Source organism: Mycobacterium adipatum, assembly GCF_001644575.1.
Lineage (GTDB): Bacteria > Actinomycetota > Actinomycetes > Mycobacteriales > Mycobacteriaceae > Mycobacterium > Mycobacterium adipatum.
This window is the reverse complement of sequence record NZ_CP015596.1, coordinates 2621228-2647377: the sequence shown is the minus strand read 5'-3', so window position 1 is coordinate 2647377 and position 26150 is coordinate 2621228. Positions and strand designations below refer to the sequence as shown.

28 protein-coding genes and 1 riboswitch are annotated in these 26150 nt (G+C 67.5%); of the genes, 6 read left to right on the top strand and 22 right to left on the bottom strand.

Annotated features, from left to right (window positions below; translation table 11 throughout):
- Window positions 1-108: 108 nt before the first annotated feature.
- Window positions 109-201 carry an Ms4533A family Cys-rich leader peptide gene (locus A7U43_RS30665; RefSeq protein WP_369320892.1) on the bottom strand — a complete coding sequence of 31 codons (93 nt, stop codon included), beginning with the start codon at window positions 199-201 and terminating at the stop codon, window positions 109-111.
- Window positions 202-351: 150 nt separating this feature from the next.
- Window positions 352-546 carry a hypothetical protein gene (locus tag A7U43_RS12605; RefSeq protein WP_068002576.1) on the bottom strand — a complete coding sequence of 65 codons (195 nt, stop codon included), beginning with the start codon at window positions 544-546 and terminating at the stop codon, window positions 352-354.
- Between the two features lie 45 nt (window positions 547-591).
- Between A7U43_RS12605 and A7U43_RS12600 the strand changes: the two genes are divergently transcribed.
- Together A7U43_RS12600 and A7U43_RS12595 are read left to right on the top strand one after the other, a co-directional pair.
- Complete coding sequence (locus A7U43_RS12600) at window positions 592-1800, top strand: FAD-dependent oxidoreductase (RefSeq protein ID WP_067995472.1); 1209 nt, start codon at window positions 592-594, stop codon at window positions 1798-1800.
- 64 nt (window positions 1801-1864) lie between these two features.
- Complete coding sequence (locus A7U43_RS12595) at window positions 1865-3853, top strand: glycoside hydrolase family 15 protein (RefSeq protein ID WP_068002573.1); 1989 nt, start codon at window positions 1865-1867, stop codon at window positions 3851-3853.
- A gap of 64 nt (window positions 3854-3917) precedes the next feature.
- On the opposite strand, the gene A7U43_RS12590 is transcribed toward A7U43_RS12595, so the two are convergent.
- The 5 genes from A7U43_RS12590 to lepA form a co-directional block, all read right to left on the bottom strand.
- Window positions 3918-4154, bottom strand: coding sequence for a thioredoxin family protein (locus A7U43_RS12590; protein WP_067995470.1), 237 nt, complete (start codon window positions 4152-4154; stop codon window positions 3918-3920).
- Between the two features lie 35 nt (window positions 4155-4189).
- Complete coding sequence (locus A7U43_RS12585) at window positions 4190-5254, bottom strand: permease (RefSeq protein ID WP_068002570.1); 1065 nt, start codon at window positions 5252-5254, stop codon at window positions 4190-4192.
- A gap of 91 nt (window positions 5255-5345) precedes the next feature.
- On the bottom strand, window positions 5346-5903 hold the full coding sequence (locus A7U43_RS12580) for a class I SAM-dependent methyltransferase (protein ID WP_082902116.1): 558 nt from the start codon (window positions 5901-5903) through the stop codon (window positions 5346-5348).
- A 4-nt stretch (window positions 5904-5907) separates the two neighbouring features.
- Entirely contained in the window at window positions 5908-6630 is a 723-nt protein-coding gene (locus A7U43_RS12575) for a sensor domain-containing protein (RefSeq protein ID WP_231963581.1), read from the bottom strand.
- A gap of 31 nt (window positions 6631-6661) precedes the next feature.
- The gene (gene lepA, locus A7U43_RS12570) at window positions 6662-8503 is read right to left on the bottom strand and encodes a translation elongation factor 4 (RefSeq protein ID WP_068002564.1); all 1842 of its coding nucleotides are present in this window, start codon (window positions 8501-8503) and stop codon (window positions 6662-6664) included.
- Between the two features lie 103 nt (window positions 8504-8606).
- Between lepA and A7U43_RS12565 the strand changes: the two genes are divergently transcribed.
- The gene (locus tag A7U43_RS12565; protein ID WP_067995466.1) at window positions 8607-9188 is read left to right on the top strand and encodes a type II toxin-antitoxin system PemK/MazF family toxin; all 582 of its coding nucleotides are present in this window, start codon (window positions 8607-8609) and stop codon (window positions 9186-9188) included.
- A 71-nt stretch (window positions 9189-9259) separates the two neighbouring features.
- Here A7U43_RS12565 and A7U43_RS12560 read toward each other — a convergent pair whose 3' ends face one another.
- The 6 genes from A7U43_RS12560 to A7U43_RS12535 form a co-directional block, all read right to left on the bottom strand.
- Window positions 9260-10015 (bottom strand): ABC transporter ATP-binding protein, encoded by a 756-nt coding sequence (locus A7U43_RS12560; RefSeq protein ID WP_067995463.1) that lies wholly within the window; start codon window positions 10013-10015, stop codon window positions 9260-9262.
- Entirely contained in the window at window positions 10012-11037 is a 1026-nt protein-coding gene (locus A7U43_RS12555) for a FecCD family ABC transporter permease (protein ID WP_067995461.1), read from the bottom strand. Before A7U43_RS12555 ends, A7U43_RS12560 begins: the two co-directional genes overlap by 4 nt.
- The gene (locus A7U43_RS12550; protein WP_067995458.1) at window positions 11034-12047 is read right to left on the bottom strand and encodes an ABC transporter substrate-binding protein; all 1014 of its coding nucleotides are present in this window, start codon (window positions 12045-12047) and stop codon (window positions 11034-11036) included. The genes A7U43_RS12555 and A7U43_RS12550 overlap by 4 nt, the downstream gene beginning before the upstream one ends.
- The gene (locus tag A7U43_RS12545) at window positions 12044-13057 is read right to left on the bottom strand and encodes an ABC transporter substrate-binding protein (RefSeq protein WP_067995455.1); all 1014 of its coding nucleotides are present in this window, start codon (window positions 13055-13057) and stop codon (window positions 12044-12046) included. Before A7U43_RS12545 ends, A7U43_RS12550 begins: the two co-directional genes overlap by 4 nt.
- 39 nt (window positions 13058-13096) lie before the next feature.
- A riboswitch (cobalamin riboswitch) is annotated at window positions 13097-13231 on the bottom strand.
- Entirely contained in the window at window positions 13220-13837 is a 618-nt protein-coding gene (locus A7U43_RS12540; protein WP_231963579.1) for a GNAT family N-acetyltransferase, read from the bottom strand. (Overlaps the previous riboswitch by 12 nt.)
- A gap of 9 nt (window positions 13838-13846) precedes the next feature.
- Complete coding sequence (locus A7U43_RS12535) at window positions 13847-14275, bottom strand: CBS domain-containing protein (RefSeq protein ID WP_068002561.1); 429 nt, start codon at window positions 14273-14275, stop codon at window positions 13847-13849.
- Between the two features lie 115 nt (window positions 14276-14390).
- On the opposite strand from A7U43_RS12535, the gene A7U43_RS12530 reads away from it, so the two are divergent.
- Window positions 14391-15248 carry a ribonuclease Z gene (locus tag A7U43_RS12530; protein ID WP_067995449.1) on the top strand — a complete coding sequence of 286 codons (858 nt, stop codon included), beginning with the start codon at window positions 14391-14393 and terminating at the stop codon, window positions 15246-15248.
- A 39-nt stretch (window positions 15249-15287) separates the two neighbouring features.
- Here A7U43_RS12530 and A7U43_RS12525 read toward each other — a convergent pair whose 3' ends face one another.
- A complete protein-coding gene (locus A7U43_RS12525) occupies window positions 15288-15842 on the bottom strand; it encodes a peroxiredoxin-like family protein (RefSeq protein WP_067995446.1) in 555 nt (184 codons plus the stop codon).
- Window positions 15843-15970: 128 nt separating this feature from the next.
- On the opposite strand from A7U43_RS12525, the gene A7U43_RS12520 reads away from it, so the two are divergent.
- Window positions 15971-16495, top strand: coding sequence for a TetR/AcrR family transcriptional regulator (locus A7U43_RS12520; RefSeq protein ID WP_067995444.1), 525 nt, complete (start codon window positions 15971-15973; stop codon window positions 16493-16495).
- Window positions 16496-16508: 13 nt separating this feature from the next.
- Here A7U43_RS12520 and A7U43_RS12515 read toward each other — a convergent pair whose 3' ends face one another.
- From A7U43_RS12515 to A7U43_RS12505, 3 genes are read right to left on the bottom strand one after another with little or no spacing between them, the layout of a single operon-like run.
- Window positions 16509-17348: a transglutaminase family protein gene (locus tag A7U43_RS12515; RefSeq protein WP_067995441.1), complete on the bottom strand. Its 840-nt coding sequence runs from the start codon at window positions 17346-17348 to the stop codon at window positions 16509-16511.
- Window positions 17348-18325 carry an alpha-E domain-containing protein gene (locus tag A7U43_RS12510; protein WP_067995438.1) on the bottom strand — a complete coding sequence of 326 codons (978 nt, stop codon included), beginning with the start codon at window positions 18323-18325 and terminating at the stop codon, window positions 17348-17350. Before A7U43_RS12510 ends, A7U43_RS12515 begins: the two co-directional genes overlap by 1 nt.
- Window positions 18325-19938, bottom strand: coding sequence for a circularly permuted type 2 ATP-grasp protein (locus A7U43_RS12505; protein ID WP_418287694.1), 1614 nt, complete (start codon window positions 19936-19938; stop codon window positions 18325-18327). Before A7U43_RS12505 ends, A7U43_RS12510 begins: the two co-directional genes overlap by 1 nt.
- Before the next feature lie 291 nt (window positions 19939-20229).
- On the opposite strand from A7U43_RS12505, the gene rpsT reads away from it, so the two are divergent.
- Window positions 20230-20490: a 30S ribosomal protein S20 gene (gene rpsT, locus A7U43_RS12500; RefSeq protein ID WP_067995427.1), complete on the top strand. Its 261-nt coding sequence runs from the start codon at window positions 20230-20232 to the stop codon at window positions 20488-20490.
- 83 nt (window positions 20491-20573) lie between these two features.
- Here rpsT and holA read toward each other — a convergent pair whose 3' ends face one another.
- The 5 genes from holA to A7U43_RS12475 all read right to left on the bottom strand — a co-directional run bounded on the left by holA (window position 20574) and on the right by A7U43_RS12475 (window position 26122).
- The gene (gene holA / locus A7U43_RS12495) at window positions 20574-21518 is read right to left on the bottom strand and encodes a DNA polymerase III subunit delta (RefSeq protein WP_197500054.1); all 945 of its coding nucleotides are present in this window, start codon (window positions 21516-21518) and stop codon (window positions 20574-20576) included.
- Between the two features lie 30 nt (window positions 21519-21548).
- Complete coding sequence (locus A7U43_RS12490) at window positions 21549-23063, bottom strand: ComEC/Rec2 family competence protein (protein ID WP_418287681.1); 1515 nt, start codon at window positions 23061-23063, stop codon at window positions 21549-21551.
- Window positions 23060-23881 (bottom strand): ComEA family DNA-binding protein, encoded by an 822-nt coding sequence (locus A7U43_RS12485; RefSeq protein ID WP_067995422.1) that lies wholly within the window; start codon window positions 23879-23881, stop codon window positions 23060-23062. The genes A7U43_RS12490 and A7U43_RS12485 overlap by 4 nt, the downstream gene beginning before the upstream one ends.
- A gap of 137 nt (window positions 23882-24018) precedes the next feature.
- Complete coding sequence (locus tag A7U43_RS12480; protein ID WP_067995419.1) at window positions 24019-25167, bottom strand: ABC transporter ATP-binding protein; 1149 nt, start codon at window positions 25165-25167, stop codon at window positions 24019-24021.
- A 31-nt stretch (window positions 25168-25198) separates the two neighbouring features.
- Window positions 25199-26122: a carbohydrate ABC transporter permease gene (locus tag A7U43_RS12475; protein ID WP_067995416.1), complete on the bottom strand. Its 924-nt coding sequence runs from the start codon at window positions 26120-26122 to the stop codon at window positions 25199-25201.
- Between the last annotated feature and the right edge of the window lie 28 nt (window positions 26123-26150).

Genomic DNA, 26150 nt, shown 5'->3' with positions numbered 1-26150 from the left:
GGCGGGGATGACGGACAGAGATCCCGTGCATACGGAAAAGAAGATGGATCGGGAGCGCGACGCGTTCACCTGCCGCTCACCAACGCCAAACCGCAGACGGGTGTGGGGTCAGCGACAACAACAGACATCGGCAACGGCGGAGAAACCCACGGCAATGAGGGCCAAGATATGGCCGCTCTTGTTGCCGGTCGCCGCGTGCATGGCCGGAAGAGTACCAGAATCGGCGGCACGGACCCGGTGCGGCGGCATCCCATGCCGGGGCATCGATTCAGCGGGCCAACAGCCACATCAGGATCACCAGCACCACCAGGGCGACCAGCGCCAACGTCACCCGCGAGCGCGGCATCCGGTTCACGAGGGCTCCTGGTCCCGGTGCAATGCCCGGCGCAGCAGCCGGATCCCGTTGCCGAGTGCGCCGTCGAGGAGCACGGCGATCCCGTAGGCCAGTACCAGCACCACCGGCATCACGATCGCGGTCTGAACGACGAAACCGAGACCGGACAACCACAGCTCGACGCCGTCCCACCAGCTCAGAAATCCACCCACACCGAACAACAGTAGTGCGGCCGCATTCGGTGCCACCATGGAGCCATGTCGACCGGATGCATAGTCGTCGGCGGCGGGCCGGCCGGAATGATGCTGGGGCTGCTGCTGGCCAGGGCGGGTGTGCCCGTCACCGTGATGGAGAAGCACGCCGACTTCCTGCGCGATTTCCGCGGGGATACCGTGCATGCCAGCACGCTGCGCCTGCTCGACGAACTCGGCCTCGGTGAACGCTTCGCCGCGATACCGCATCGGCTGATCGAATCGCTGCGATTGTCGGTACAGGGCGTCCCGGTCGAGGTGGATCTGCGTCACCTGCCCGGCGACCACCGACACATCGCGCTGGTCCCGCAATGGGACTTCCTGGAACTGCTCGCCCAGGCCGCCGAGGGGGAACCGACCTTCACGCTGCTGCGCAACTGCGAGGTACTCGAACCCTTGCGTACCGGTTCGACGGTGACCGGGGTTCGCTATCGCGACGCGGACGGCATCGAGCGCGAGCTGCAGGCACCGTTGACGGTCGCCTGCGACGGCCGGGATTCGACGCTGCGGGCAGCAATGTCCTTTGCGCCCAAACGTTTCGGCACACCGATGGATGTCTGGTGGTTCCGGGTGCCGCGCACCGCGGGTGACCCGGCGGGACTGGCCGGGGCGATGGGCGCCGGTCATATGGTCGCCATGATCGACCGCGGTGACTATTACCAGTGCGCGTTCGTGATCCCGAAGGGAAGCGATGAGAAACTTCGGTCCGAGGGGATCGAGTCGCTGCACCGGCGCGTCACCGCGGTCGTGCCGTGGATTGCCGACCGGATCGGCTCCGTCACGTCCTTCGACGAGGTCAAGCTGCTCGATGTGCAGTTGAATCGGTTGGCGCACTGGTACACCGACGGCTTGTTGTTCATCGGCGACGCGGCGCACGCGATGTCCCCGGTGGGCGGGGTGGGTATCAATCTGGCGGTGGCCGACGCCGTCGCGACGGCCCGCCTGCTCGCCGAACCGCTGCGGTCCGGCGTCGTGACCCCACGGCAGTTGCGCCGCGTCCAGATCCGCCGGTGGTTACCCACCGTGGTGGTCCAGGGTGTGCAGCGGATCGTGCACAACCGGGTGATCGCGGTCGCGGTGGCCGAAGGCGCCCCCGCGCGGGCACCACGAGGGGTGCAGGTGGTCGGCCGGGTTCCGCTGCTGCGCAGGATCATCGGATACGGCGTCGCGATCGGGCCGCTGCCGGAGCACATACCCGCGTTTGCCCGGCGCTGAGCGGGAATCGTCCACAACTCGCGCGAACTAGACGGCAAACGATTATGCACTCATGATGGGCGTCATGGTTCTGGAACACACCGAGCACGATCCGTCGCCGACACCGTTCACGGCATCGGCTCCCATCGCGTACGCCCCGTCCGGAGCCCTGCGAAACCCGTTCCCGCCCATCGCGGATTACGCCTTCCTGTCCGACTGCGAGAGCACCTGTCTGGTCTCCTCGGCGGGAGCCGTGGAGTGGCTGTGCGTGCCGCGGCCGGATTCCCCGAGCGTCTTCGGGGCCATCCTGGACCGTGGCGCCGGTCACTTCAAGCTGAGCCCGTACGGCGTCTCGGTGCCCTCGGCACGGCGCTACCTGCCCGGCAGTCTCATCATGGAAACCACCTGGCAGACCCATACCGGCTGGATGATCGTCCGGGACGCGCTGGTGATGGGTCCCTGGCACGACACCGAGACCCGCTCGCGGACCCATCGCCGCACCCCCACCGACTGGGATGCCGAGCACATCCTGCTGCGCACCGTGCGCTGCGTCAGCGGCACCGTCGAGTTGGTGATGAGCTGCGAGCCGAACTTCGACTACGGCCGCAGCCCCGCGACGTGGGAATACTCGTCGGCGGCCTACGGTGAGGCGATCGCCCGCGCCCGCAAGGACCCCGAGGCAAACCCGACGCTGCGCCTGACCACCAACCTGCGCATCGGCCTGGAGGGACACGAGGCCCGCGCGCGCACCCGGCTCACCGAGGGTGACAAGGTGTTCGTCGCGCTCAGCTGGTCGAAACACCCTGCGCCGCAGAATTTCGAGGAAGCCGCGGACAAGATGTGGAAGACCAGCGAGTCGTGGCGCCAGTGGATCAACATCGGTGACTTTCCCGACCATCCCTGGCGGGCATATCTGCAACGCAGCGCGCTGACCCTGAAGGGGCTGGTGTACTCCCCGACCGGGGCGTTGCTGGCGGCAAGCAGCACATCGCTCCCGGAAACCCCACAGGGAGAACGCAACTGGGATTACCGATACTCGTGGATCCGAGATTCCACCTTCGCGCTGTGGGGTCTGTACACCCTGGGCCTGGACCGCGAGGCCGATGACTTCTTCTCCTTCATCGCCGACGTGTCCGGGGCCACCAACGGCGAACGCCATCCCCTGCAGGTGATGTACGGCGTCGGCGGCGAACGCAGCCTCGTCGAGGAGGAACTGCACCATCTGTCGGGCTATGACAACTCCCGGCCGGTGCGCATCGGCAACGGCGCGTACAACCAGATGCAGCACGATATCTGGGGCACCATGCTGGATTCGGTGTACCTGCACGCCAAATCGCGTGAGCAGATGCCCGAGGCGCTGTGGCCGATCCTGAAGAATCAGGTCGAGGAGGCCATCAAGCACTGGCGCGAACCCGACCGCGGCATCTGGGAGGTGCGCGGCGAGCCGCAGCACTTCACCTCCAGCAAGATCATGTGCTGGGTGGCACTGGACCGCGGAGCGAAGCTGGCCGATCTGCAGGGTGAGAAGAGCTACGCGCAGCAGTGGAGCACGATCGCCGAGGAGATCCAGGCCGACATCCTGGCCCATGGTGTGGACTCCCGTGGCGTGCTCACCCAGCGTTACGGAGACGACGCACTGGACGCATCCCTGCTGCTCGCCGTGCTCACCCGGTTCCTGCCCTCGGATGATCCGCGCATCCGGGCCACCGTGCTGGCGATCGCCGAGGAACTCACCGAGGACGGGCTGGTGCTGCGGTACCGCACCGAGGAGACCGATGACGGCCTGTCCGGGGAGGAAGGCACGTTCACCATCTGCTCGTTCTGGCTGGTGTCCGCACTCGTCGAGATCGGCGAGGTGGCCCGGGCCAAGCGGTTGTGCGAGCGACTGTTGTCCTTCGCCAGTCCGCTGCATCTCTACGCCGAGGAGATCGAGCCGCGCACCGGACGGCACCTGGGGAACTTCCCGCAGGCGTTCACCCACCTGGCATTGATCAACGCGGTCGTGCACGTCATCCGGGCCGAGGATGAGGCCGACAGCACCGGGGTCTTCCAGCCCGCGAACGCGCCGGCTTAGCCCTTGGGCTCTCAACGGTCCGGGTGCGAACCGCTGGTCGGTCGCCCTACCCCCCGCCTCAGTGTCAGCGTGCGGCAAGTAGCCGGGTGAGGTCCTTGACGCTGGGCACCTTTCCAGCCACCACGACCTCGTCGTCGACCACCAGGCCGGGGGTTTTCATGACCCCATAGCCGGCGATCGCGGCGTAGTCGGTGACGGCCTCGATATCGGCCTGCAGGCCCAGCTGGGTGAGCGCCTCACGAGTGCGCTCCTCAAGGGCGTGACAGTTGCGGCAGCCGGGTCCGAGAATTTTGACGATCATGAGAGCAACTCCGTTCTCTGAAAATGGATGGAGCATCAGCCGATGAGGTTGAACAGGAAGCCGATGATCATGATTCCGCCGGCCACTGTGCCGAAGAAGATCGCCAACAGCGGCGGCTTGAGTACCCGGCGCAACATCACCGCCTGCGGGATCGACAGGGCGATCGTGCTCATCGTGAACGCCATCACCGTGCCCAGTGACATTCCCTTGGCCCACAACGCTTCTGCGATCGGCACGACGCCGGCACCGTTGACATATAGCGGCACTCCGGCCAGTGTCGCCACCACCACCGCGAAGGGGTTGTCCGGTCCGGCGAAGCGCACGAAGAAATCCGCCGGAACCCAGCCATGGATGACGGCTCCGATGCCGACCCCGAGCAGGACCCACAGCCAGACGCTCCGGAAGATCTCCCTCGTCTCGTCGACCGCGGCGCCGACCCGCTCGGCCAGTGCGGGCACATGACCGTCGGCACGCAACGCCGCCACCTTCGTGGTGAAGACGTTTGCCTCAACCCAGCGAGCGAGGTCGAAGCGGGAGAAGATCCAGCCGATCGCCAGGGCCAGCGCGCTGCCCGCCGCCACATAGGCGGCAGCGATGTGCCAGCCGAACTGGCCTCCGATCATGATCGCGGCGATCTCGCTTATCAGCGGGGACGCAATGAGGAAGGTCAGCGTGATCGACAGCGGTATGCCCGCCGCGACAAATCCGATGAACAGCGGAATCGAACTGCACGAGCAGAACGGCGTCACCACACCCAGGAAGACCGCGAGCACCAAGCCCACGAACAATCCACGCCCCTGCAGATAGTCCCTGGCCTTGTCCAGGTCGAGGCTCGCGCGCAGCATCCCGACCACGAACATCAGACCGGTGAGCAGCAGGAGGATCTTCACCGTGTCGTACAGGAAGAAATGCACTGCGCCGACGGCTCGGGTCTCGAGGTCGAGGCTCAGCCATCGGACCGTCGCATCCCAGATGTATTCGTTCAGGGTGTAAGCGGCAACCCACATGACGGCAGCGACCAGCAGAAGCCCCAGAGTCCGCGTGCGCCCCGACACGCCACCGGGGTCGGCGTCGGCGACTCCACGATGGGCAGGACTCACCTGTTCACAGTAGGTGACGAAGAGAGTCGCCGGCGGGCAATATCGAAGCCGCAGCACATCATTGAGCTAGGTGGCTTTCGCCCCGGTTCTTTCACGTCGCTGTGGCCGGAGAGGCCCGGGCAAGCAACCACTCCTGCTTGTCACTCGCTCCCGCCGCGACCACCTCGAGTGCGGCAAACGCGGTGCGGAGTTCGCCCGGCCGGACGCGAAAGCGACCAGGCGCGCTACCGACCTCTCGGAGCGCACAGATCGCCAGCAGCCCTCCCGGCGCCAATCGACCGATGACCGCGCCGTCGAGTCTGCGGTCGCGGAACCGGTGGCATAGCAGCAGATCGACCGCATCACCCGGGGGCAGACCCAGATCGAGATCCACGGAGTCGAATCGGCAGCGCATCGCGACACCGGACTGTCGGGCGATCAATCGTGCCTGTTCGATCGCCACGTCGGAGACGTCGACACCGTGAACATCCAACCCGCGCATAGCCAACCACACCGCCGCGGCACCCGATCCGCAGGCAAGTTCGAGGGCCTTACCGGTGCGCGGAAACACCGATTCGAAATCGGCGAACACCGCGGGAAGTGCAGGCGTGAGCATGGCTGAGCGTTCGGCGTATCGCCGATCCCAGAGAATGCGATCAGCCTCGCTCACAGTCCTACCGGACCGCGTTGTCGACCATCTTCGCCGCGATATCGGCTGCCTCATCGCCGGCGCCGTAGCTGCACGCCCATACCTCGACGATAACGTTGGTGACCGGGGCAAGCGCGTGTTGGCATTCCCAGCCGTCCGCATCGTCCTGCGTGGTGATCTGGGTGAGCAGCGTGTCGGTGGCGGTCAGATCCTCGATCTGCCAGGTGTAGCTGTCGGTGCCGTCGTCGATGGCGATCGACGTGCCGGCGCAGGCGTCCCAGCTGGACCGGGCGTTGTCGAAAAACCGCTGCGCCTTGTCCGCCGACGGGTAGAGCACCGCGGTCTGTTCCACCCAGTGCGCGTTGTCGTCATCGGGCTCGCGGGAAACCTGGTCGCGGACCGCGGTGTACCCGCTGTCCCCGTAGACCGGCTGTTCGGCGCCGAAGATCGAACCGAGGCAGTCCGGGTCGGACACATCGCCGGAGTGGTCCACCATCTGGTCGAGTTCGCCGGTGACCTCCATGGTGTCCGAGCCCATGATGTCGTTGATATCGCCGATGGACAGCAGCACGTCGTCGAGCTGGCTCTCCTTCAACGGCGGCGCGTCGACCGGCGCGGCATTCTTGTCTCGGACGGCCTGGCCGGTCACGGTGGCAGAACAGCCGCTCAGCAGCACACAGCCGATCGATGCGGCGAGGAGAGCACGACGGGCATACCGCAGGCGCGGCGAGACTGCGGCACTGTTCACCGCGTCATTGTGACCGATGGCGGGCCCGGAGTCACTTCTTCGCCTTGTCGCCGGCCGCATCGGTCGACAAGGCCGCGACGAACGCCTCCTGGGGGACCTCGACCCGCCCGATCGTCTTCATCCGCTTCTTGCCCTCTTTCTGCTTCTCCAGCAGCTTGCGCTTGCGGGTGATGTCACCGCCGTAGCACTTGGACAGCACATCCTTGCGGATGGCCCGGATGTTCTCGCGGGCGATGATCCGCGAGCCGATGGCCGCCTGGATCGGCACCTCGAACTGCTGGCGCGGAATGAGTTCCTTGAGCTTGGTGGTCATCTTGTTGCCGTACGCCGACGCCCCGTCCTTGTGCACGATGGCACTGAACGCGTCGACGGCCTCGCCTTGCAGCAGGATGTCGACCTTCACCAGGTCGGCTTCCTGCTCGCCGGCCTCCTCGTAGTCGAGGCTGGCGTACCCGCGGGTGCGTGATTTCAGCGAGTCGAAGAAATCGAAGATGATCTCACCGAGCGGCATCGTGTAGCGCAGTTCGACGCGCTCCGGGGACAGGTAGTCCATCCCGCCCAGTTCGCCGCGGCGCGCCTGGCAGAGCTCCATGATGGTGCCGATGAACTCACTCGGCGCGATGACGGTCGTCTTGACCACCGGTTCGTAGACCGCGCGGACCTTGCCCTCCGGCCAGATCGACGGGTTGGTCACCACCATCTCGGTGTTGTCTTCCTTGACCACCCGGTACACCACGTTGGGCGAGGTGGAGATCAGGTCCAGGTTGAACTCGCGCTCGAGGCGCTCGCGGGTGATCTCCATGTGCAGCAGCCCCAGGAAACCGCAGCGGAAACCGAACCCGAGCGCCACCGAGGTCTCCGGCTCGTAGGTCAACGCGGCGTCGTTGAGCTGCAGCTTGTCCAGCGCCTCCCGCAGGTTCGGGTAATCGGAGCCGTCCACCGGGTACAGGCCGGAGTACACCATCGGCTTGGGCTCGCGATACCCGGTCAGCGCCTCCGTGGCCCCCTTGCGGGCGGTGGTGACGGTATCGCCGACCTTCGACTGCCGGACATCCTTCACACCGGTGATGAGGTATCCCACCTCGCCGACGCCCAGCCCGGCCGACGGCTTCGGCTCCGGGGACACGATGCCGACCTCGAGCAGTTCGTGGGTGGCGCCGGTGGACATCATCGCGATCTTCTCGCGGGGGGTGATCTTGCCGTCGACGACGCGGACGTAGGTGACCACGCCGCGGTAGATGTCGTAGACCGAGTCGAAGATCATCGCCCGGGTGGGGGCGTCCGGGTCGCCGGTCGGCGCCGGGATCTTGCGGACCACCTCGTCGAGCAGTTCGGTGACCCCGGCCCCGGTCTTGCCCGACACCCGCAGCACATCCTCGGGTTCACAACCGATGATGTGCGCGATCTCGGCGGCGTAGCGGTCCGGGTCCGCGGCGGGCAGGTCGATCTTGTTGAGCACCGGGATGATCGTCAGGTCGCGGTCCAGCGCCAGGTACAGGTTGGCCAGCGTCTGCGCCTCGATGCCCTGGGCGGCGTCGACCAGCAGCACCGCACCCTCGCAGGCCTCCAGCGCGCGGGACACCTCGTAGGTGAAGTCGACGTGGCCGGGCGTGTCGATCAGGTGCAGCACGAACTCCTCGCCGTTCACCGTCCAGGGCAGCCGCACGTTCTGCGCCTTGATGGTGATACCGCGTTCGCGCTCGATATCCATCCGGTCCAGGTACTGGGCCCGCATATCGCGGTCCGCGACGACACCGGTGATCCCCAGCATCCGGTCGGCCAGCGTCGATTTGCCATGGTCGATGTGGGCGATGATGCTGAAGTTCCGTATCTGCGCCGGGTCGGTGAACGTCTTGTCGGCGAAAGTGCTGATTGGGAATCTCCTGGTCCTGGCGCGATCGTGTTGTCCCAGGGTATCGACTTCCGCCCCGCTCGACACAATCGGGCCGGACCCTTTCTCGCTATGCTTGGCCGCTATGGCGTCGCAATGGAAGGCGTTCCAGAAATTCGCCGAGAACATCGTCTTCAACGAGGCCCCCAAGTTCATCCGCCAGCTTCCGAAGCCGGAGCGGGTCATCCAGCAGGGCCTGCGGATCGGGATGGAAGCCCTCGCCGGGCAGGCCGCCCCCACACCCGTCGCCCTCACCACCGGGCGCCCGGTGACGCGGGCCAGCGTGCCCACCGCGCAGCGGGCGCGGCGCATCTTCTACGCACCCAACCTCGACGGCCGTGCCGACCCGGGCGAGATCGTGTGGACCTGGGTGGTCTACGAGGACGACCCGACCCGCGGTAAGGACCGCCCGGTCCTGGTGGTGGGCCGCGACCAGCGCACCCTGCTGGGGCTGATGCTGTCCAGCCAGGAACACCACGCCCGCGACGACGCCTGGGTCGGGATCGGAACGGGCAACTGGGACTACGACGGCCGGCCCTCCTGGGTGCGGCTGGACCGGGTGCTCGACGTGCCCGAGGACGGTATCCGCCGGGAAGGCGCGATCCTGGACCGTGACCGCTTCGAGGTCATCGCCACCCGGCTACGGGCCGAGTTCTCCTGGAGCTGACGTGCGCTCCGCGAGCGTGCGTGTCGGCGGGCAACACGCCGCCCGGCCGAAGTCTGCGCACGCTCGCGCGATTACCGTTGCGCGAAGCGCACATGCGCAACCCCGTCCTCGACGCCGACCCGGCACCGCACGCCGTACACGGTGCCGATGAGGTCCTCGGTGAGCACCTGGATGGGGGTCCCGACGGCCACGATGGCACCGCCGGACAGCACCACCACGTGGTCGCAGAACATCGCGGCCAGGTTCAGGTCGTGCAGCGCCACCACCGTGGTGACGTTCACGGTGCGTATCAGAGCCAGGATCTCCAGTTGGTGGGCGATGTCGAGATGATTGGTCGGCTCGTCCAGCAGCAGGTGGTCCGGATCCTGGGCCAGCGCCCGGGCGATCTGCACGCGCTGGCGCTCCCCGCCCGAGAGCATGTGCCAGTACCGGTCGGCCAGGTCCTGCAGCCCGGTGGCGGCCAGCGCGGCATCGACCACCGCCGACCCGTCGGTATCGGCGGCGATCATGCCGGTGTGGGGAATGCGGCCCAGCCGCACCACCTCACGCACGGTGATGTGCAGTTCGGTGTCGGCGTGCTGGGCGACCATCGCCACCCGGCGGGCGAGCCGGCGCCGCGACATCCGCGTCAACGGTTCACCGTCGAGATGCACCGTCCCGCTGCTCGGCCGGTCCACGCCGGCCAGCAATTTCAGCAGTGACGACTTGCCGGAACCGTTCGGGCCGAGCAATCCCACCGTGGCGCCGGGATCCGGCTCGACGGTGACACCGTCGAGCACCAGCCGGCCGGACCGCGTCCAGCTGACCTGGTCGGCGAGCAGGCTCATGTCGGTATCCCTCGGCGCCGCAACAGGATCAGCGCGAACGCCGGGACCCCCAGCAGAGCCGTGACCACGCCGGTGGGCAGCTCTTGCGGCGCAAACAGGGTGCGGGCCAGGGTGTCGACCCACACCATGAACACCGCCCCGAGGATGGCCACCGTCGGGAGCAGCCGCACGTGTGCGGGCCCCACCACGAAGCGTGCCGCATGCGGCAGCACCAGCCCGACGAACCCGATCGCACCGGCCGCGCTGACCAGCGCCGCCGTGATGAGTGCGGTCATCACCAACAGCACGATCCGGGCCTGGCGCACGGACACCCCCAGGGTGGCGGCGGCGTCGTCACCGAAAGCGAAGGCGTCCAGGGCCCGTGCGTAGGCCAGGCAGCACACCAACCCCGCGCCCACGACCGCGGCGCACACCGCGACATCGTTCCAGGTGACCCCGGCCAGCGACCCGAGCAGCCAGAACAGCACCCCGCGGGTCTGCTCGGCATCGGCCGACGACAACACGATGAACGAGGTGAGCGCCGAAAACAATTGTGTCGCCGCCACTCCCGCGAGCACCACCCGATCGGTGCCACCGCCGGCCGCATAGGCCAATCCCAACACCACCCCGAAGGACAGCACCGCACCGAGGAACGCACCACCGGACAGGGTCAGCGCGCCGCCACCCACCCCGAGCACCGCGATGAGCACCGCCCCGGTCGAGGCGCCCGAAGACACCCCGAGCACGAATGGATCCGCCAGCGGGTTACGTAGCAAGGACTGCAGGATCGCCCCGCACAGCGCCAGGCCCGCACCGCACACGGCGGCCAGCAGCACCCGCGGCAGCCGCAGCTGCCACACGATGCCGTCCTGGATCCGGGTGGTGCCCGACGGTCCGGCGCCCAGATGCTCGGCGACGATCCCGTACACGTCGCGCACCGACAGTGCGGCCGGACCGATGGTGATGGCCACCGCCGCCGAGGCGACGAGCAGCACAAGCCCCAGCACCCACAGCACCGGCAGCGAACGGGTACGCACGGTCAACGGCCGGCGGTCAATCCGAAACGGCGCAGCCCATCGGCGACTTTCTCGGCGCCGTCGACGGTCCGGATCGACGGGTTCAGGTCGGCCCCGTTGACGACGATGTAGCGCTTCTCCTGCACTGCGGTCATCCGCGCGGTCACCGGATTCGATTCCAGGAAAGCGATCTTGGCGGCCAGCGCATCACCGTCGATGGTGCGCCGGCTCAGGTCGGCGAGCACCAGCGCATCGGGGTTGCGGTCGGCGATCACTTCCCAGCTGACCTGCGGCCATTCCTCGGTCGTGTCGACGAAGACGTTGCGGGCCCCGACGGTGTCGGTGATCACCCCCGGCGACCCACAGCACCCACCGAAGTACGGGGCGCGGATATCGGAGAACCAGTACCCCAGATCGGCGTCCGCCACCACCCGGCTGGCCTGCATGCGTTGGTCCAGATCGTCGATCAGTTCCTCGCCGCGCTCGGCGACGTCGAATATGCGGGCCAGATCGCGGATCTCGCCGTAGATGGCGTCCATGGTGAACGGTTCGGTGCGGGCGCCGTCGGCGTTGACCGAAACCTTGCCCACACAATCGCTGGGCGCCAGGTAGGTCGGCACCCCCAGCGATGCGAACTGATCGCGGTCGGCGACACCGCCCGGGCCCAGGGTTCCCGCGAACGAGGCGGACACGAAGTCGGGTTCGGTGTCCAGCACACTCTCCAGCGAGGGCTTGTTGACCGCCAGCTGCGGCACCGTGGCATTGGCCTCGGCGAGGTTCTCCCGCACCGGGTCCGTCCAGGTCGCGGTGCCGACCATGCGGTCGGCCAGGCCCAGCGAGAGCAGGATCTCGGTGGACCCCTGGTTGAGCGAGACCGCGCGCTTCGGCGGCGCATCGATGACGACCGCACGGCCGCAGTTCGCCACGGTGATCGGGTAACCCACTGCCGCATCGGTCTTTTCGGCCCGGCTGTCGGCCTGCCCGCAGGCGCTGACCAGCACCGCCAGCACGGCCGCCAGGACACTTTGCCCGATCATCTCATCGATCCGAAGCCCGCGGCCAGCTTCTCGACGGCACCGACTTGCCGAATACCGGGATCCAGCTCGGAGCCCGTCAGCACCACATACCGTTTCTCCCGTACCGCCGTCATGGCGCGGGTCACCGGATTGGATTCCAGAAACGCAACTTTGGTGTCCAGCGCATCGCCGTCGATCCGTTTGCGGCTCAGGTCCGCCAACACCAGCACGTCGGGGTCGCGGTCGGCCAGCGCCTCCCAGCTGACCTCCGGCCAGTCCTCCTCGGCATCGGCGAAGACGTTGATGGCGCCGACCTCGCGGGCGTAGAGACCGGGTGCCGAGCAGCAGCCGGCCAGGTAGGGCGTACGCAACCCGGAGAACCAGAATGCGACGGTGGCGTCTTGTCGCGGGATCACCGGAGCATCGGCCAACCGGCGCTGCAGCGCGCTCACCAACGCGGCCCCACGGTCCTGCACATCGAAAATCTGCGCCAGTTCCGTGATCTCACGGAGCAGGGTGTCCATCTGCAACGGGCCGGTCCGCGTGACGGTCTCCCCTTCGACGACGGCGTCGGTGCACACCGACGGGGACTGGTAGGTGGGGATGCCGAGGTCGGCGAGCCGGCCCCGATCCCCGACGACCGCCGGGGTGAACGTATGCGCACTGGCCGAGGTGACGATGTCGGGCTCGCGGTCGAGCACCGCTTCCACGCTCGGATCGTTGTCCGCGAGCCGGGGCACCCGGTCGTTGTCGGCGGCCAGTTCCGGCAGCACCGGGTCGAACCACGTCGAGGTGCCCACCATGCGGTCGGCCAGACCGAGCGAGAGCAGGATCTCGGTGGATGCCTGATATAGCGAGACGGCGCGCTGCGGCGCGCGCTCGAAGGTGACCGTCACGCCACAGTTCTGCAGCGTCAGCGGGTAGCGCGTGGCGCCGGCATCCTCGACGGACGGCGCCGCCGGCGGGGGTTGGTCGGTTCGGCCACAGGATGTGATCACGAGCAACAAGAGCAGGGGGATCAACGCACGCACGGCGTGACTTCCTTCGGTACAGGGCCCAGGCGCGGAGCCGTCGACGGTTAACCGACTGCAGGCATTCGGGCTTGGAGGTCACACCTCATACCGTTGCGCGTCAGCTCCGGGTTCTCACCGGATTCCCCTGCAGGTCAGCATCCGCACTCTACCGCGATCGACTCAGCGTGGGTGCCGCCACATCGGGTACATGACCGGGCCGCCGTCGGGAAGTGCGATCTCCCCGGTGACTTCGAAACCGAACCGCTCGTAATAGCCGATGTTCTCGGGGTTGCTCGACTCCAGGTAGGCCGGCGCGAACTCGGCATCGCACCGGTCCAGCCGCGAGCGCATCAGGGCGTGGCCGAGTCCGGCGCCGCGCACCTGCGGGTCACTGCCGATCACCGCCAGATACCAGTGCGGCTCCTCGGGGTGTTCGCGTTTCATCAGCTCCGTGACCCGGATGCCGCGGCGCACGGCGGTGCCGAACGTCAGCACCATGCTGGGCGCGGCACGCAACTCCTCGCCGGTGGTGTGCCGCCACTTGCCCGGCGGGTCCCACAGCGCCGCGGCACCGATCGTCGCACCCACCGAGGCGACCTCCACCCCGCCGTGCGCGAGGTGGTGGTGGCGGGTCAGGGCGCCGAACAGCTTGTGCAGTTTGCGCCGCCGCGCGTGCGCGTCCGGCAGCAGCCACGCCATCACCGGATCATCGAGGAACGCACGGCCCAAGGCGTGCGACAGCGCAGGGATGTCGGCGTGCCGGGCGGGGCGCACCACAACGTCGTCGGTGTTGCTCACGGCACTCATTCAGCCTTGCGTGATGTACGCCTGCAACTGCTCTCGGCTGGATTCCAGTTCCTGCATCCGGGTCTTGACCACGTCACCGATGCTCACGATGCCGGCCAGCCGACCGTCCTTCAGGACGGGGATGTGCCGAACCCGGTTGTGGGTCATCACCGCGCTGAGGCTGTCCACCGAATCCTCCGGCGAGCAGAAGACCAGGTGTGTGGTCATGATCTCGCTGACAGGCCGGCTCAGCAGGTCCGCACCGAGATCGTGCAGCTTGTGCACCACATCGCGTTCGGACACGATGCCTACCGGCCCGCCCGGACCGACGACCACCATCGCACCGATATTGCGGTCGACCAGACCGGCGAGCAGGACGGCGACCGACGTCTCCGGGGTGGTCGTCGCGACGGTGGCACCCTTGGCTTTCAACACGTCGGCGATACGCATGACATCCTCCACCCAATCCAGAATGTGATCCCGAACACATTCAAGGCTACGTCGGATCGGCACCCGTTTGGCCGATTGTGCGCAACCCACGCCGATTCGCGCGATCATGTGAGCCATGATCGAGGTGACGCTCCTGGGCACCGGCAGCCCCATTCCCGACCCCGACCGGGCCGGCCCGTCGACGCTGATCCGCGCGGGCGAGCAGACCTTCCTCGTGGACTGCGGGCGCGGTGTCCAACAGCGACTGGCCGCCGCGGGATCCGGCGCCAACGCACTGACGGCACTCCTGCTGACGCATCTGCACAGTGATCACATCGCCGATCTCGGCGATGTGATCATCACCCGCTGGATCACCACGTTCACCCCGGATCCCGCACCGCTGCAGATCATCGGACCGCCGGGGACCGCCGACGTGGTGGCCGCCACGCTGAAGGCGTTCGGTCACGACATCGGCTACCGCATCGCCCACCACGCCGATCTCACCGGGCCGCCGGCCGTCGAGGTGCACGAGTACACCGAGGGCGTGGTGTGGGATGCCGACGGCGTCCGCATTGTCGCCGCGCCGACCGATCACCGCCCCGTGGCTCCGACCATCGGCTTTCGCATCGAACACGATGGCGCATCGGTGGTGTTGGCGGGCGACACCGTGCCCTGCGAGGGCCTGGACACCCTCGCCGCGGGCGCAGGCGCCCTGGTGCATACCGTGATCCGTCACGATCTGGTCGAAGCGATACCGCTGCAACGGATCCGCGACATCTGCGACTATCACTCCACCGTGGAACAGGCGGCCGATACCGCGGCCCGCGCCGGCGTCGGCATCCTGATCCTCACCCACTATGTGCCCAGCCCCGCGCGGGGCCAGTACGACGACTGGCGGGCGCTGGCGGCAACGGTGTTCGACCGCCAGATCGAATGCGGTGACGACCTGCACCGCGTGCTCGTTCACCCCGGCGTCTGCTCCACATCACCGTGATGTGTCGGATTCGTTCCGACACGAACCCCACACTTCACGTCAAGCCGGTGTCACGTGCGCGAGCAGCTCGTCGACCGACCACTGATCGTCGGCGTGTACACCGTATTTGCACGCTCGAATGACGCCATCGGTACCGATGAGGAAATCGGCGGGCCTGCCCGTGTGATCCTCACCCGGCGAGAGCGCACCTTTGAGCCCGGTCCGCCGAATTCCACGTGCTGCCGCCACGAAGGCGCGGGGGTGCAGCACTGCGCTAAGCGATGATCCGACGCCGAACTCGGCGTACACATTCCGATCCGGATCCGCGACGACCGCAAACGGCAGGTCAGCCTGGTATCTGCGGAGCTGGTCGGCGTCGGAATGAAACAGCACAACCTCGCGGATGCCGGCATCGGCGATCTCCTGACGGCGACGCGCCATCTCGCGCATGTGCAGACTACAGATCGGGCAGCCCGCAAAACGCCGGAACTGAAGGTGCACAACGGCATCGCGTGCGGGAACGACCACATCCACACCGTCGATGGTCGTCAGCGTCCGCGCCGCCACCGCGTCTCCGACGTTGAGCACGTCGCACCCCTTTCCATATTGAGTCATCCGACTCCATATCCAACTCACGCCAGTATTGAGTACACTCACTCCAAATGTCAACGCTTCCAGATGACGGCAAACGGCGGCCAGGACGCCCCCCGCGGTTTGATCGCGGGCACGCACTCGATCAACTCTTGATTCTGTTCTGGAGCAAGGGCTATGACGGTGCGACACAAGAGGAGATGCTGACCGCCACCGGACTGTCGTCCTCGACGCTGTTCCGGTCATTCGGAAACAAGGCCGATATCCTCCAAGCCGTCTTGGCGCGCTATGACACGCATGCGTCGACGTTGTTCACCCCACTGGAGGAGGGCGTCGCCGGGGTAGCCGACCTGCGGGCCTTTTTCGACGGCATCGCACAGTGGCTACACGGCCCGATGGGCCCGGCTGGATGCCTGGTCGTGGAGACGATGCAGAACCCCGTCAACGGCGACCCACGCGTGAAGGCGCTGACCGACCAACACCTCAACCGGCTCCGGCGAAGCTTGCACGCGGCGGTTCGGCGTGCAGTCGACGCCGGCGAGTTCGCGTCCGCATCCCCCGAGATGTTCGCCGACGCGTTACAAGCCGGCGTGCTGGGCGTGCTGTCGCGCGCCCGTACCGGCGACGTGGCTGACGCCAACCGACTTCTCGACGGTGTCAGGTCGCTGGTGCCGTGACGAGCACGGTCGCTCAGGCCAGCCGGGTAATCTCCACGACCACGTCGAGATCGGTGGAGCCCTCACCGGAGTAGATGCCCTTCAGCGGTGTGACGTCGGCGTAGTCCCGCCCCACACCGACACTGATGTACTGCTCGTTGATGGCCTTGTCGTTGGTGGGGTCGTAATGCCACCAGTCCCCCGTCCATGCCTGAATCCAGGCGTGGCTCTGGCCCTCCATGGTGTCGCCGACCTTCGCGGTGCGCTTGGGATGCAGGTACCCCGACACGTAGCGGGCCGGAATCCCCATACCGCGCAACAGGATCAGCGTCAGATGGGCGAAGTCCTGGCAGACGCCCTTACCCTCGCGCAAGGCGTCCAGACCCGATGAGTGCACCCCGGTGGTGCCGGGGACGTAGTTGAGCTCGCCGTGCACCCAGCGCGCCGCCTCGATGACGGCCTCTTGGGGCTCGTGGTATTTCGCGATGCGCTTGCCGACGCGCTCGATGCGCTTGCTGGCCGGGGTGTACCTCGTCGGGGTCAGCAGCTCGTCGAAGCGGTCGATGACGGCCGCGGATCCCAGATCAGCCCATGTCACCGTGGATACCGGCGCGCCGGGCTTCTCGGTCTCGACCACCGAGGATGCGGTCACCTCCAGCTCAGTGTGCGGCGCGTGCAGATCGAAGGTGGTCACCGCGGTGCCCCAGTAATCCACGTACCGGTACTGCCTGGTGGCCGGGATGGTCTCCACCCGGTTGAGGATCACGTTCTGACGCGAATCCGATCGCGGCGTCAGCCGGGCCTCGTTGAAGGAGGCGGTCACCGGGGATTTGTAGGCGTAGCCCGTTGCATGGACAACCCGCATGCGCCACATCAGATTTCCCCTTCTTCGATGACCGTGCCACCCGCACGCCCCGCGTCGGTCCACGCCACCCACGGTGCGGAGTGGAAGTACTGCAACGCCAAGGCGTCGCCCACTTCGACACATGTCTGCTGCAACGCCGCGAGCTGGTCTTCCAGTGATTCCAGCAGCGCGCCGGGCGGCAGAAACTCCAGCTCGCTGCGGGCCCGGCCGAGTAGCCGCTGCGCTTCGGCCGTCGACCCGACCCGGTTGTGCCTGCGGTGCAACAGTTCGTCGAGACTGTGTTCGGCCAGCCGCAGCGAGTAGTAGATCGATCTGGGGAAAAGCCGGTCCAGCAGCATGAATTCGACCACCCTGCTGGCGTCCAGCACGCCTCGATAGGTACGCAGGTAGGTGTCGTGCGCGCCGGCCGAACGAAGCACGGTGACCCAGGCCGGCGAGGAGCCGCTGTCGCCGACCCGCGACAGCAACATCCGCACCGTCATGTCGACGCGTTCGATGGCCCGGCCCAGCACCATGAAGCGGTAACCGTCATCGCGCGACAACGTCGAGTCGGCCAACCCGGCGAACATCGCCGCCCGCCCCTCCACGTAGGCCAGGAACTCGTGCGGGCCGAGTCGCCGCGCCGCACGCTCGCGCTCGGCGAGCGCGTTGTAGGTGGTGTTGAGACACTCCCACATCTCTGTCGAGGTGACTTCACGTGCGCCACGGGCATTTTCGCGAGCCGCGGTGATCGACTCGACGATCGAGCAGCCACCCTTGGTGTCCTTGCCGAAGGCGACGAGATCGGTCAGTGACCACACATCCAACTGCTGCTCCGGGGGCTCGATGTCGAGCACCTGCAGCAGCACCCGCGATGTCTGATCCGGGTCGACGCTGGAGTCCTCCAGCAGTTGGTGCACCACCACATCGAGGATGCGGGCGGTGTCGTCGGCGCGCTCGACATAGCGCCCAATCCAGTACAGCGATTCCGCGTTACGTGCCAGCATCAGTCGACCACCACCTGCTGTTGCTGCTGTTGTTGTTGCTGTTCGTTCTGGCCGGACATCGCCCGGCCGTCACGGGTCTGCTGCTGTTGGGTCTGCTCGCTCTTGACCTCCCGGCCGGCCTTGCCGTTGCGCGAGACCTTCTCGGCCACCGACGGTTTGCCCGGTTTCGCGGCGTCCGGCAGCGAGCGGACCACCTCGGCGGCGGCCAGTTCACGGTCGGCGGCCGAGGTGCGCGAGGCCAGCACCCAGGTGTCCTTGGATCCGCCGCCCTGGCTGGAGTTCACCACCAACGAACCCTCCGGCAGCGCCACCCGGGTCAACCCGCCGGGCAGCACCCAGACATCGTCTCCGTCGTTGACCGCGAACGGCCGCAGGTCCACATGTCGCGGGGCCAGACAATCGTCGATCTGGGTGGGCACCGTCGAAAGCTGCACCACCGGTTGGGCGATCCAGCCCCGCGGGTCGGCGCGGATCTTCTTGCTGATGGTGGCGAGCTCCTTCTCGTTGGCGTCCGGACCGAACACGATGCCGTACCCACCGCTGCCTTCGACCGGTTTGATCACCAGTTCGTCGACCCGGTCGAGCACCTCTTCGCGCTCGTCGTCGAGCCAACAGCGGAAGGTGTCGACGTTGGCCAGCAATGGCTTTTCGCCCAGGTAGTACTCGACGATGGTCGGCACATAGGTGTACACCAGCTTGTCGTCGCCGACACCGTTGCCGACGGCGCTGGAGATGACCACGTTGCCGGCCCGTGCCGCGTTGAGCACCCCGGCGACCCCGAGCACCGAATCCGGCCGGAACTGCATCGGATCCAGATACTCGTCGTCGATGCGCCGGTAGATGACGTCGACCTGCCGTTCCCCCTCGGTGGTGCGCATGTACACCGTGTTGTCGCGACAGAACAGATCGCGGCCCTCGACGAGTTCGACCCCCATCTGCCGGGCCAGCAGCGAATGTTCGAAGTAGGCCGAGTTGTAGACGCCGGGGGTGAGCACCACGACGGTGGGATCGGCCTCGTTGGTGGCCGCCGCCTTGCGCAGTGCGCGCAGTAGATGCGAGGAGTAGTCGCCCACCGCCCGCACCCGGTGGGAGGCGAACAGGTTCGGGAACACCCGCGCCATGGTGCGGCGGTTCTCCATCACGTAGGACACCCCCGACGGCGAACGCAGGTTGTCCTCGAGCACCCGGAAGGTGCCCTGCGCGTCGCGGACCAGGTCGATACCCGCGACGTGGATGCGCACCCCGTTGGGCGGCACGATGCCGACCGCCTCGCGGTGGAAGTGCTCGCACGAGGTGACCAGCCGGCGCGGGATCACGCCGTCGCGCAGGATCTCCTGCTCGCCGTAGATGTCGTCGAGGTAGAGCTCCAGGGCCTTGACCCGTTGCGCGATGCCCTTCTCCAACCGCGACCACTCGGCCGCGGAGATGACACGCGGGACCAGATCGAGCGGGAACGGGCGTTCCTGGCCGGACAGCGAGAACGTGATGCCCTGGTCGATGAAGGCGCGGCCGAGGGCCTCGGACCGCGCCTCGAGTTCGGACGCATCCGACGGCGATAGTTCAGCGAAAATCCCCTTGTAGGGTCCGCGGACGTTGCCTTCGGCGTCGAACATCTCATCGAAGGCCTCGGAATATCTGCCCAGATTCTCGTAGCCGTCGAAAATGCCGGCCTGGCGTTTGACCGCGCGCGAACCTGAGCGCGACGTGCGGGCAGCTTCATTCGGCAGGGTTCGTAGGCTCACCAGTGCCATGCTGCCGTAAATCCGCCGTTTCGGCAGGCCAGCCGCTCCGCTTTGGGGGAATGGCACCCACGCTGGTAATCTGGACAACCGCTGCCCAGCCGTGGTCGATCAGCCGGGCGTCCAGACGTATACCAACCGACGTTTTACGAAGGAACAACACGCGTGGCCAACATCAAGTCGCAGGAAAAGCGCATCAAGACCAACGAGCGCCGTCGACTGCGCAACCAGTCCGTCAAGTCGTCGCTGCGGACGGCTGTGCGCGGGCTGCGCGAGGCCATCGACGCCGGTGAGAAGGACAAGGCCGGCGAACTGCTGGTCGTCACCAACCGCAAGCTGGACAAGGCTGCCAGCGCCGGCGTCATCCACAAGAACCAGGCCGCGAACAAGAAGTCCGCACTGACGCTCGCCGTCAACAAGCTCTGAGTTTCTGTTTTCACCCCGCACACCCGCGCGCTGACCGACTCCGGTCACGCGCGGGTTTCTGCGTGTCCGGGTTCTTCTGAAGGTCACCCGTCGGTGGCGAGTTCGGCAACCTTGCGCACCGCGGCCTCCAGCGCGTAGTCCGCATCCGCCGCAGCGCCCTTGACATCGGCATTCAGCGACGCCACCACCCGCAGCGCTTCGGCCACCCGATCGCGCGACCAGCGCCGCGACTGCTTCTGTGCCTTCTGTACCCGCCACGGCGGCATGCCCAGCTCCCCGGCCAGCCGATATGGGTCGCCCTGCAGGGGCCCCACCCGGGCGATGGTGTGCACCGCCTCGGCCAGCGCATCGGCGAGCACCACATGCGGTTCCCCGCTGAGCATCGCCCAGCGCAACGCCTCCGCCGCACCGGGGACATCACCGAGGACGGCCTTGTCGGCGATGTCGAACCCCTTCACCTCGGCCTTGCCCTGGTGGTACTGGCGCACCGCGGCGGCGTCGACGGTGCCGTCGGTGTCGGCAACGAGCTGCGAGCACACCGCCGCCAATTCGCGGATGTCGGACCCGACCGCGTCGAGGATGGCGGAAACGGTGTCATCGTCCACCTTGACCTTCAACGCCCGGAACTCGCGACGCACGAAGTCCGCCCGCTCACCCGCCTTGGCGATCTTCGCGCAGGCGTGCACCTGCGCGCCGAGCTTCTTGAGCTGATCGGCCATCGCCTTGGCGCGCCCCCCGCCGGAATGCACCACCACCAGCTGCGTTCCCGGCGGCAGGTCCGCCGCCGAACTGACGATGAGGGCGGCGGCATCCTTGCCGGCCTCACCGGCGGCTTCCAGCACGACGACGCGCTCATCGGCGAACAGCGACGGGCTCAACAGCTCGGCGAGTTCGCTGGTGCTGACCTCGCCGGCGCGCAACCGGTCCACCGGGACATCGACCGATCCGGCCTTCTTGCGTGCGGCCTTGAGCACACCGGCCACCGCACGCTCGACAAGCAGTTCCTCATCGCCGAGGACCAGGTGCAATTCCGCGGTGTCCGTCACGCCACGATCGTTTCACGTCGCGCCGACAATGCCGGACAGGGTCCAGGCCAACAGACAACAGGCAGCGCCGGCGCACACCCTGCGGCCCCACGGCCGGCGCCAACTCCAGATCAGCCCGACCGTCACCGCCGCGACGAGCGCCATGCCGGCGGTGCCGGACGGGATCGCGATCGAGGCGCCGGGCACCGCCGCGATACCGTCCGCCACCGTCAGCACCCACCACAGTTCCGGCCCGGTGAACCGGATCAGGATCCCGGCCGCTGCCGGCAGGAACGCCGACAGCGCCGCCGCGGCGGTGCCGATCACCGTGATCGGCGCGATGACACCGGCGACGAGCAGGTTGGCCAGCACGGCAAGCATCCCGAATCGCCCCGAGATCCCGGCGATCAGCGGGGCGGTGACAAGCTGGGCGGCCAGCGCAATGCTCACCGCGGCGGCCACCGGTTTGGGCCAGCCGCGTTCCACCAGCCGGGCCGTCCAGCCCGGTGCGATCACCACCAGCGCCGCGGTCGCGACCACCGACAACGCGAACCCGGCATCGACGGCCAATTGCGGTGCCACCGTCATCAGGGCGACGACACTCGCCGAGAGCACCGGGATCGCCTGCCGGCGACGGTGTGTCAGCACCGCCAGCAGTGCGATTGCGCCCATCACCGCGGCGCGCAGCACGCTCGCCGACGGCTCCACCACGATGACGAACGCGATCAGCACCGCCAGGGCGAGCATCGCCGCCCACCGCGGCCCCACCACCGCCGCGGACAACAGTGCGGCGCCGCACACGATGGTGACATTGGCACCCGAGACGGCGGTGAGATGAGTCAGGCCGGCGATCCTGAAATCGTCCGCCGTCGTCGCCGTGACCGCCGACATATCGCCGAGCACCAACGCGGGCAGCATCGCGGACTGATCGGCGGGCAACACCTCCCGCGCGGCCTCCGCGAAGCCGGTGCGAATCTGCCCGGACAGCCGGCGCACCGCCGGGACGGCACCGAGCGTCGGTTCACCGATCGCGGTGAGCACGGCGACGCTCAGATCGGGACGCAAGGGACGCCCGATGCGCGCCCGAAAGGTGGCCGGGCGGCCCACGCTCAGTTCGGCGAAGTCGGCCACCGGCGCGAAGACCAGCACCATGCCGGACATTGCGGCGCCATCCAGGTCGCGCAGCCCGGCCCGGAACATGATGCGCCCCTGTCCCAATGACCGCGGAGACTCGGTCGCCACCACGCCGACGATGGCGGTGCTGCCGTGCCGCGCGATGATCGGATGGTGTCGGGCGTCGTGTGCGCGCATTGCGATCGCCAGGCCGAACGCCGTACCGATCACCGCGACCGCGGCCACACCCGCCGATCCGAGCCGGATCCCGCGACCGGCACACCATCGTCCCGCCATCGCGGCCGCCGCCGTGCACCCGGCGACGGCCGCGGCCACTACCCACGGTGACCAGAGGATCCCGGCGGCGGTCACCAACCAGCTGGCCATCGCCGCCGGCACCAGGCGGATATCGACCTGGCGCTCTTCGGCATTCACACATCGACCAGGTCACGCAGCTTGTCCAGTCGCGCCGGACCGATACCGTCCACCTCGCTCAACTGCTCGACGCTGGTGAACTGGCCGTTGGCCGCACGCCACGCGATGATCGCCGCGGCGGTAACCGGGCCGACCCCGGGCAACGCGTCGAGCTGTTCGGCGGTCGCGGTGTTCAGGTCCACCGGTCCCGCCGGTGTGCCCGTTGCGTCCGTCCCCTGCACCGCCGATGGTTGCCCGGGTGGGGTGGCCGAACTCACCGAACTGCCCATCGGTGACGGCGATCCCGGCGGTGCGGCCAGCCCGACAATGATCTGTTCGCCGTCGACCACCGGCCGAGCCAGGTTCAACCCGACCAGGTCGGCGCCATCCACCGCGCCGCCGGCCGCCTCCAGCGCGTCGGCGATCCGGTCCCCCACCGCCAGGGTCACCAACCCGGGTGTGTTGACCAGGCCGACGACGCTGACCACCACGGGCCCGTCCGGTGGCCCGGGGGTGGCGCCGGCTGGGGCGCTGGGAGCGCCGGAAACCATCTGCACGGCGGGGAGATTCGCCGCCGAAACCGGCGCTGGGGAATCCCGGACCACGGTGAAGACCGTCACCAGCACGGCGATGATCCCCACCCCGAGCAGCGCGATGACGCCGGCCCGGCCCGGGTCTGCTCGCAGCGTAGCGAGCCAGTCCGGCGCGGAGCGGCTGTCGTGCTCGGGCAGCCACCGGGCCAGTACGGTATCCGATTCTTCCTCTGGCGCTTCGGTTATCGCGTCACGATCGGTCCCGATGCGACGCGTCAGGCGCTGCGCGGGCGATTCGGTGTCCATGAGCCGACCGTAGGCACCCGAACCGACCTACCGGCATCGTCCGCGGCTCGTGACGGGTCAGGTTGTGGACGGATCCGGCATTGGGGATGAAGCCGAAGAGTCGATTCCGGTGGTGGTCGGTATCGGGGCGCGGCACGTCACGAGTTCACTCGGGTGTCGGTGACCGCCGCGCCGTTCGACCGTGCCGACGGACGCTCGGGGATTGCCTTTCCAGACTCTGCGTCGAAGAAGTAGGTGCGCCGGCGCGGCAGCATGATGCCGATGTGTGCGCCCGAGGCCAAGTCCGTTCCCGCCGGTGCGTGCACGATGACCCGGTGCTCGCCCACCGTCGGCGGGGCGCCCACGGTGGGCGCGTTCACCAGAGCCGTGACCAGGGCATGACTGCCCAGCGGTTCGACGAAGTCCACCCGTGCGGGCAACGCACCCTCGATGTCACCGCCGGCCAGTTGCAGGTGTTCCGGCCGAGCCCCGACGGTCACCGGACCGGTCGGCAGCGCCACCGGGATGCTCACCGCGACATCGCCGATGTGCAGCACACCGTCTCGGACCATGCCGGGGATCAGGTTCATCGGCGGACTGCCCATGAATGCCGCCACGAATGTGTTGGCCGGCCGGTTGTAGATGTCGTCGGTGGTGCCGATCTGTTGCACCTCCCCGGCCGACATCACGCACAGCCGGTCGCCGAGGGTCATCGCTTCCACCTGGTCGTGCGTGACGTAGATGGAGGTGACCGGCACCTCCCGGTGCAGTCGCTTGAGGTCGCCGCGCACCTGGTTGCGCAGTTTCGCATCCAGGTTCGACAACGGTTCGTCGAGCAGGAACGCCCGCGGTTGACGCACCAGCGCGCGCCCCATGGCGACCCGCTGGCGTTGCCCACCCGATAGTTGGCCGGGCTTACGGTTGAGCAGTTCGGTGATCTGCAGCAGCTCGGCGGTCTCACGCACCCGCCGATCGGTCTCCGCTTTCGGGGTACGGCGCTGCCGTAGCCCGTAGGCCAGGTTGCGGTACACCGTCATGTGGGGGTACAGCGCGTAGTTCTGGAACACCATCGCGATATCGCGGCGGCCCGGCGGCACTCCGTTGACCGATTGGCCGCCGATCCGGATCTCGCCGGAGGTCGGCTCGTCCAGACCCGCCAGCAGGCGCAGTGCGGTGCTCTTGCCGCAGCCCGACGGCCCGACCAGGATGAGGAACTCCCCGTCGCCGATCGTCAGGTTGAGCCCCTTGAGCGCGGCCACGCCGCCTTCGTAGCTGCGGGTGACGTCGCGGAACTCTACTTCTGCCACCGCTTCACCTCTCGTGTCGCTGATCTCATGCTCATCCCTTCAACCCGGTGCTGGCCACCGACTGCACGAAGTAGCGCTGGGCCACCATGAACACCAGCAGCATCGGCAACAGGCTCATCACATTGGCCGCCATCAACAGCGGCCACTGGGTGGTGTGCGCGCCCTGGAAATAGCTCATCCCGAGCGGAACGGTCATGGTGTCGGTCGAGGTGATGACGATCAGTGGCCACAGAAAGTCATTCCACGACGTCAGCACCGTGAGTGCGGCCAACGTCGACAGTGCGGGCATCGACAGCGGCAGGATGATCTTGAACATCACCCCGATCCGCGATGTGCCGTCCACCCGGGCCGCCTCCTCCAGCTCCACCGGCACGGTCTGAAAGAACTGGCGCAGGAAGAAGATTCCGAATGCGGTCGCCAAGTTGGGCAGCATCAGCGCACCGATGTGGTCGATACCCAAGCCCTCCCAGATATGGTCGCCGAACCATTTGACGATCAGGAACACCGGGATCATCGTCACCTGGAACGGAACCATCAGGGTGGCCATCAGCACGACGAACAAGGCGCCGCGACCGAGGAAGCGGATCCGCGCGAAGGCGTAGCCGGCCAGGCTGCACACCAACAGATTGCTGATCAGCACGACCGTGGTGACGGTCAGGCTGTTGAGGAAGAAATGCCCGAACGGAGCGGCATCCCAGGCATCGGGATAGTTCTGCCAGCGCGGATGCTCAGGCACCAGATCGGGCGGGAACTTGTTGGCTTCGCCGGGGGTCTGTAGCGAGGTGACCAGCATCCACAGCAGCGGGACGACGAGCAGAAACGACGTCGGGATCAACACGAGATGCCACGGGCTGAACGGCAGCCGGACTCGGCGGCGCACGGGTGCGGCGGCGGTGTGGGTCGGCTGCGGGTCGCCGGACGCGGTGCTGACGGCCGGAATTGCGGTGTGGGTCATGGGCACTCCGATGGGGCGTGCATGGTCG

Excerpts from the sequence above, each read along its gene's own strand:
- A7U43_RS12560 (WP_067995463.1), bottom strand. The coding sequence starts at position 10,015 with ATGAGCCTGCTCGCCGACCAGGTCAGCTGGACGCGGTCCGGCCGGCTG.
- A7U43_RS12530 (WP_067995449.1), top strand. The coding sequence starts at position 14,391 with ATGATCGAGGTGACGCTCCTGGGCACCGGCAGCCCCATTCCCGACCCC.
- A7U43_RS12475 (WP_067995416.1), bottom strand. The coding sequence starts at position 26,122 with ATGACCCACACCGCAATTCCGGCCGTCAGCACCGCGTCCGGCGACCCG.
- A7U43_RS12550 (WP_067995458.1), bottom strand. The coding sequence starts at position 12,047 with ATGATCGGGCAAAGTGTCCTGGCGGCCGTGCTGGCGGTGCTGGTCAGC.
- A7U43_RS12565 (WP_067995466.1), top strand. The coding sequence starts at position 8,607 with ATGGCGTCGCAATGGAAGGCGTTCCAGAAATTCGCCGAGAACATCGTC.
- A7U43_RS12505 (WP_418287694.1), bottom strand. The coding sequence starts at position 19,938 with ATGTTCGACGCCGAAGGCAACGTCCGCGGACCCTACAAGGGGATTTTC.
- A7U43_RS12510 (WP_067995438.1), bottom strand. The coding sequence starts at position 18,325 with ATGCTGGCACGTAACGCGGAATCGCTGTACTGGATTGGGCGCTATGTC.
- A7U43_RS12525 (WP_067995446.1), bottom strand. The coding sequence starts at position 15,842 with ATGACTCAATATGGAAAGGGGTGCGACGTGCTCAACGTCGGAGACGCG.
- A7U43_RS12590 (WP_067995470.1), bottom strand. The coding sequence starts at position 4,154 with ATGATCGTCAAAATTCTCGGACCCGGCTGCCGCAACTGTCACGCCCTT.
- A7U43_RS12600 (WP_067995472.1), top strand. The coding sequence starts at position 592 with ATGTCGACCGGATGCATAGTCGTCGGCGGCGGGCCGGCCGGAATGATG.
- A7U43_RS12515 (WP_067995441.1), bottom strand. The coding sequence starts at position 17,348 with ATGTGGCGCATGCGGGTTGTCCATGCAACGGGCTACGCCTACAAATCC.
- A7U43_RS12595 (WP_068002573.1), top strand. The coding sequence starts at position 1,865 with ATGGTTCTGGAACACACCGAGCACGATCCGTCGCCGACACCGTTCACG.
- A7U43_RS12485 (WP_067995422.1), bottom strand. The coding sequence starts at position 23,881 with ATGGACACCGAATCGCCCGCGCAGCGCCTGACGCGTCGCATCGGGACC.
- A7U43_RS30665 (WP_369320892.1), bottom strand. The coding sequence starts at position 201 with ATGCACGCGGCGACCGGCAACAAGAGCGGCCATATCTTGGCCCTCATT.
- A7U43_RS12535 (WP_068002561.1), bottom strand. The coding sequence starts at position 14,275 with ATGCGTATCGCCGACGTGTTGAAAGCCAAGGGTGCCACCGTCGCGACG.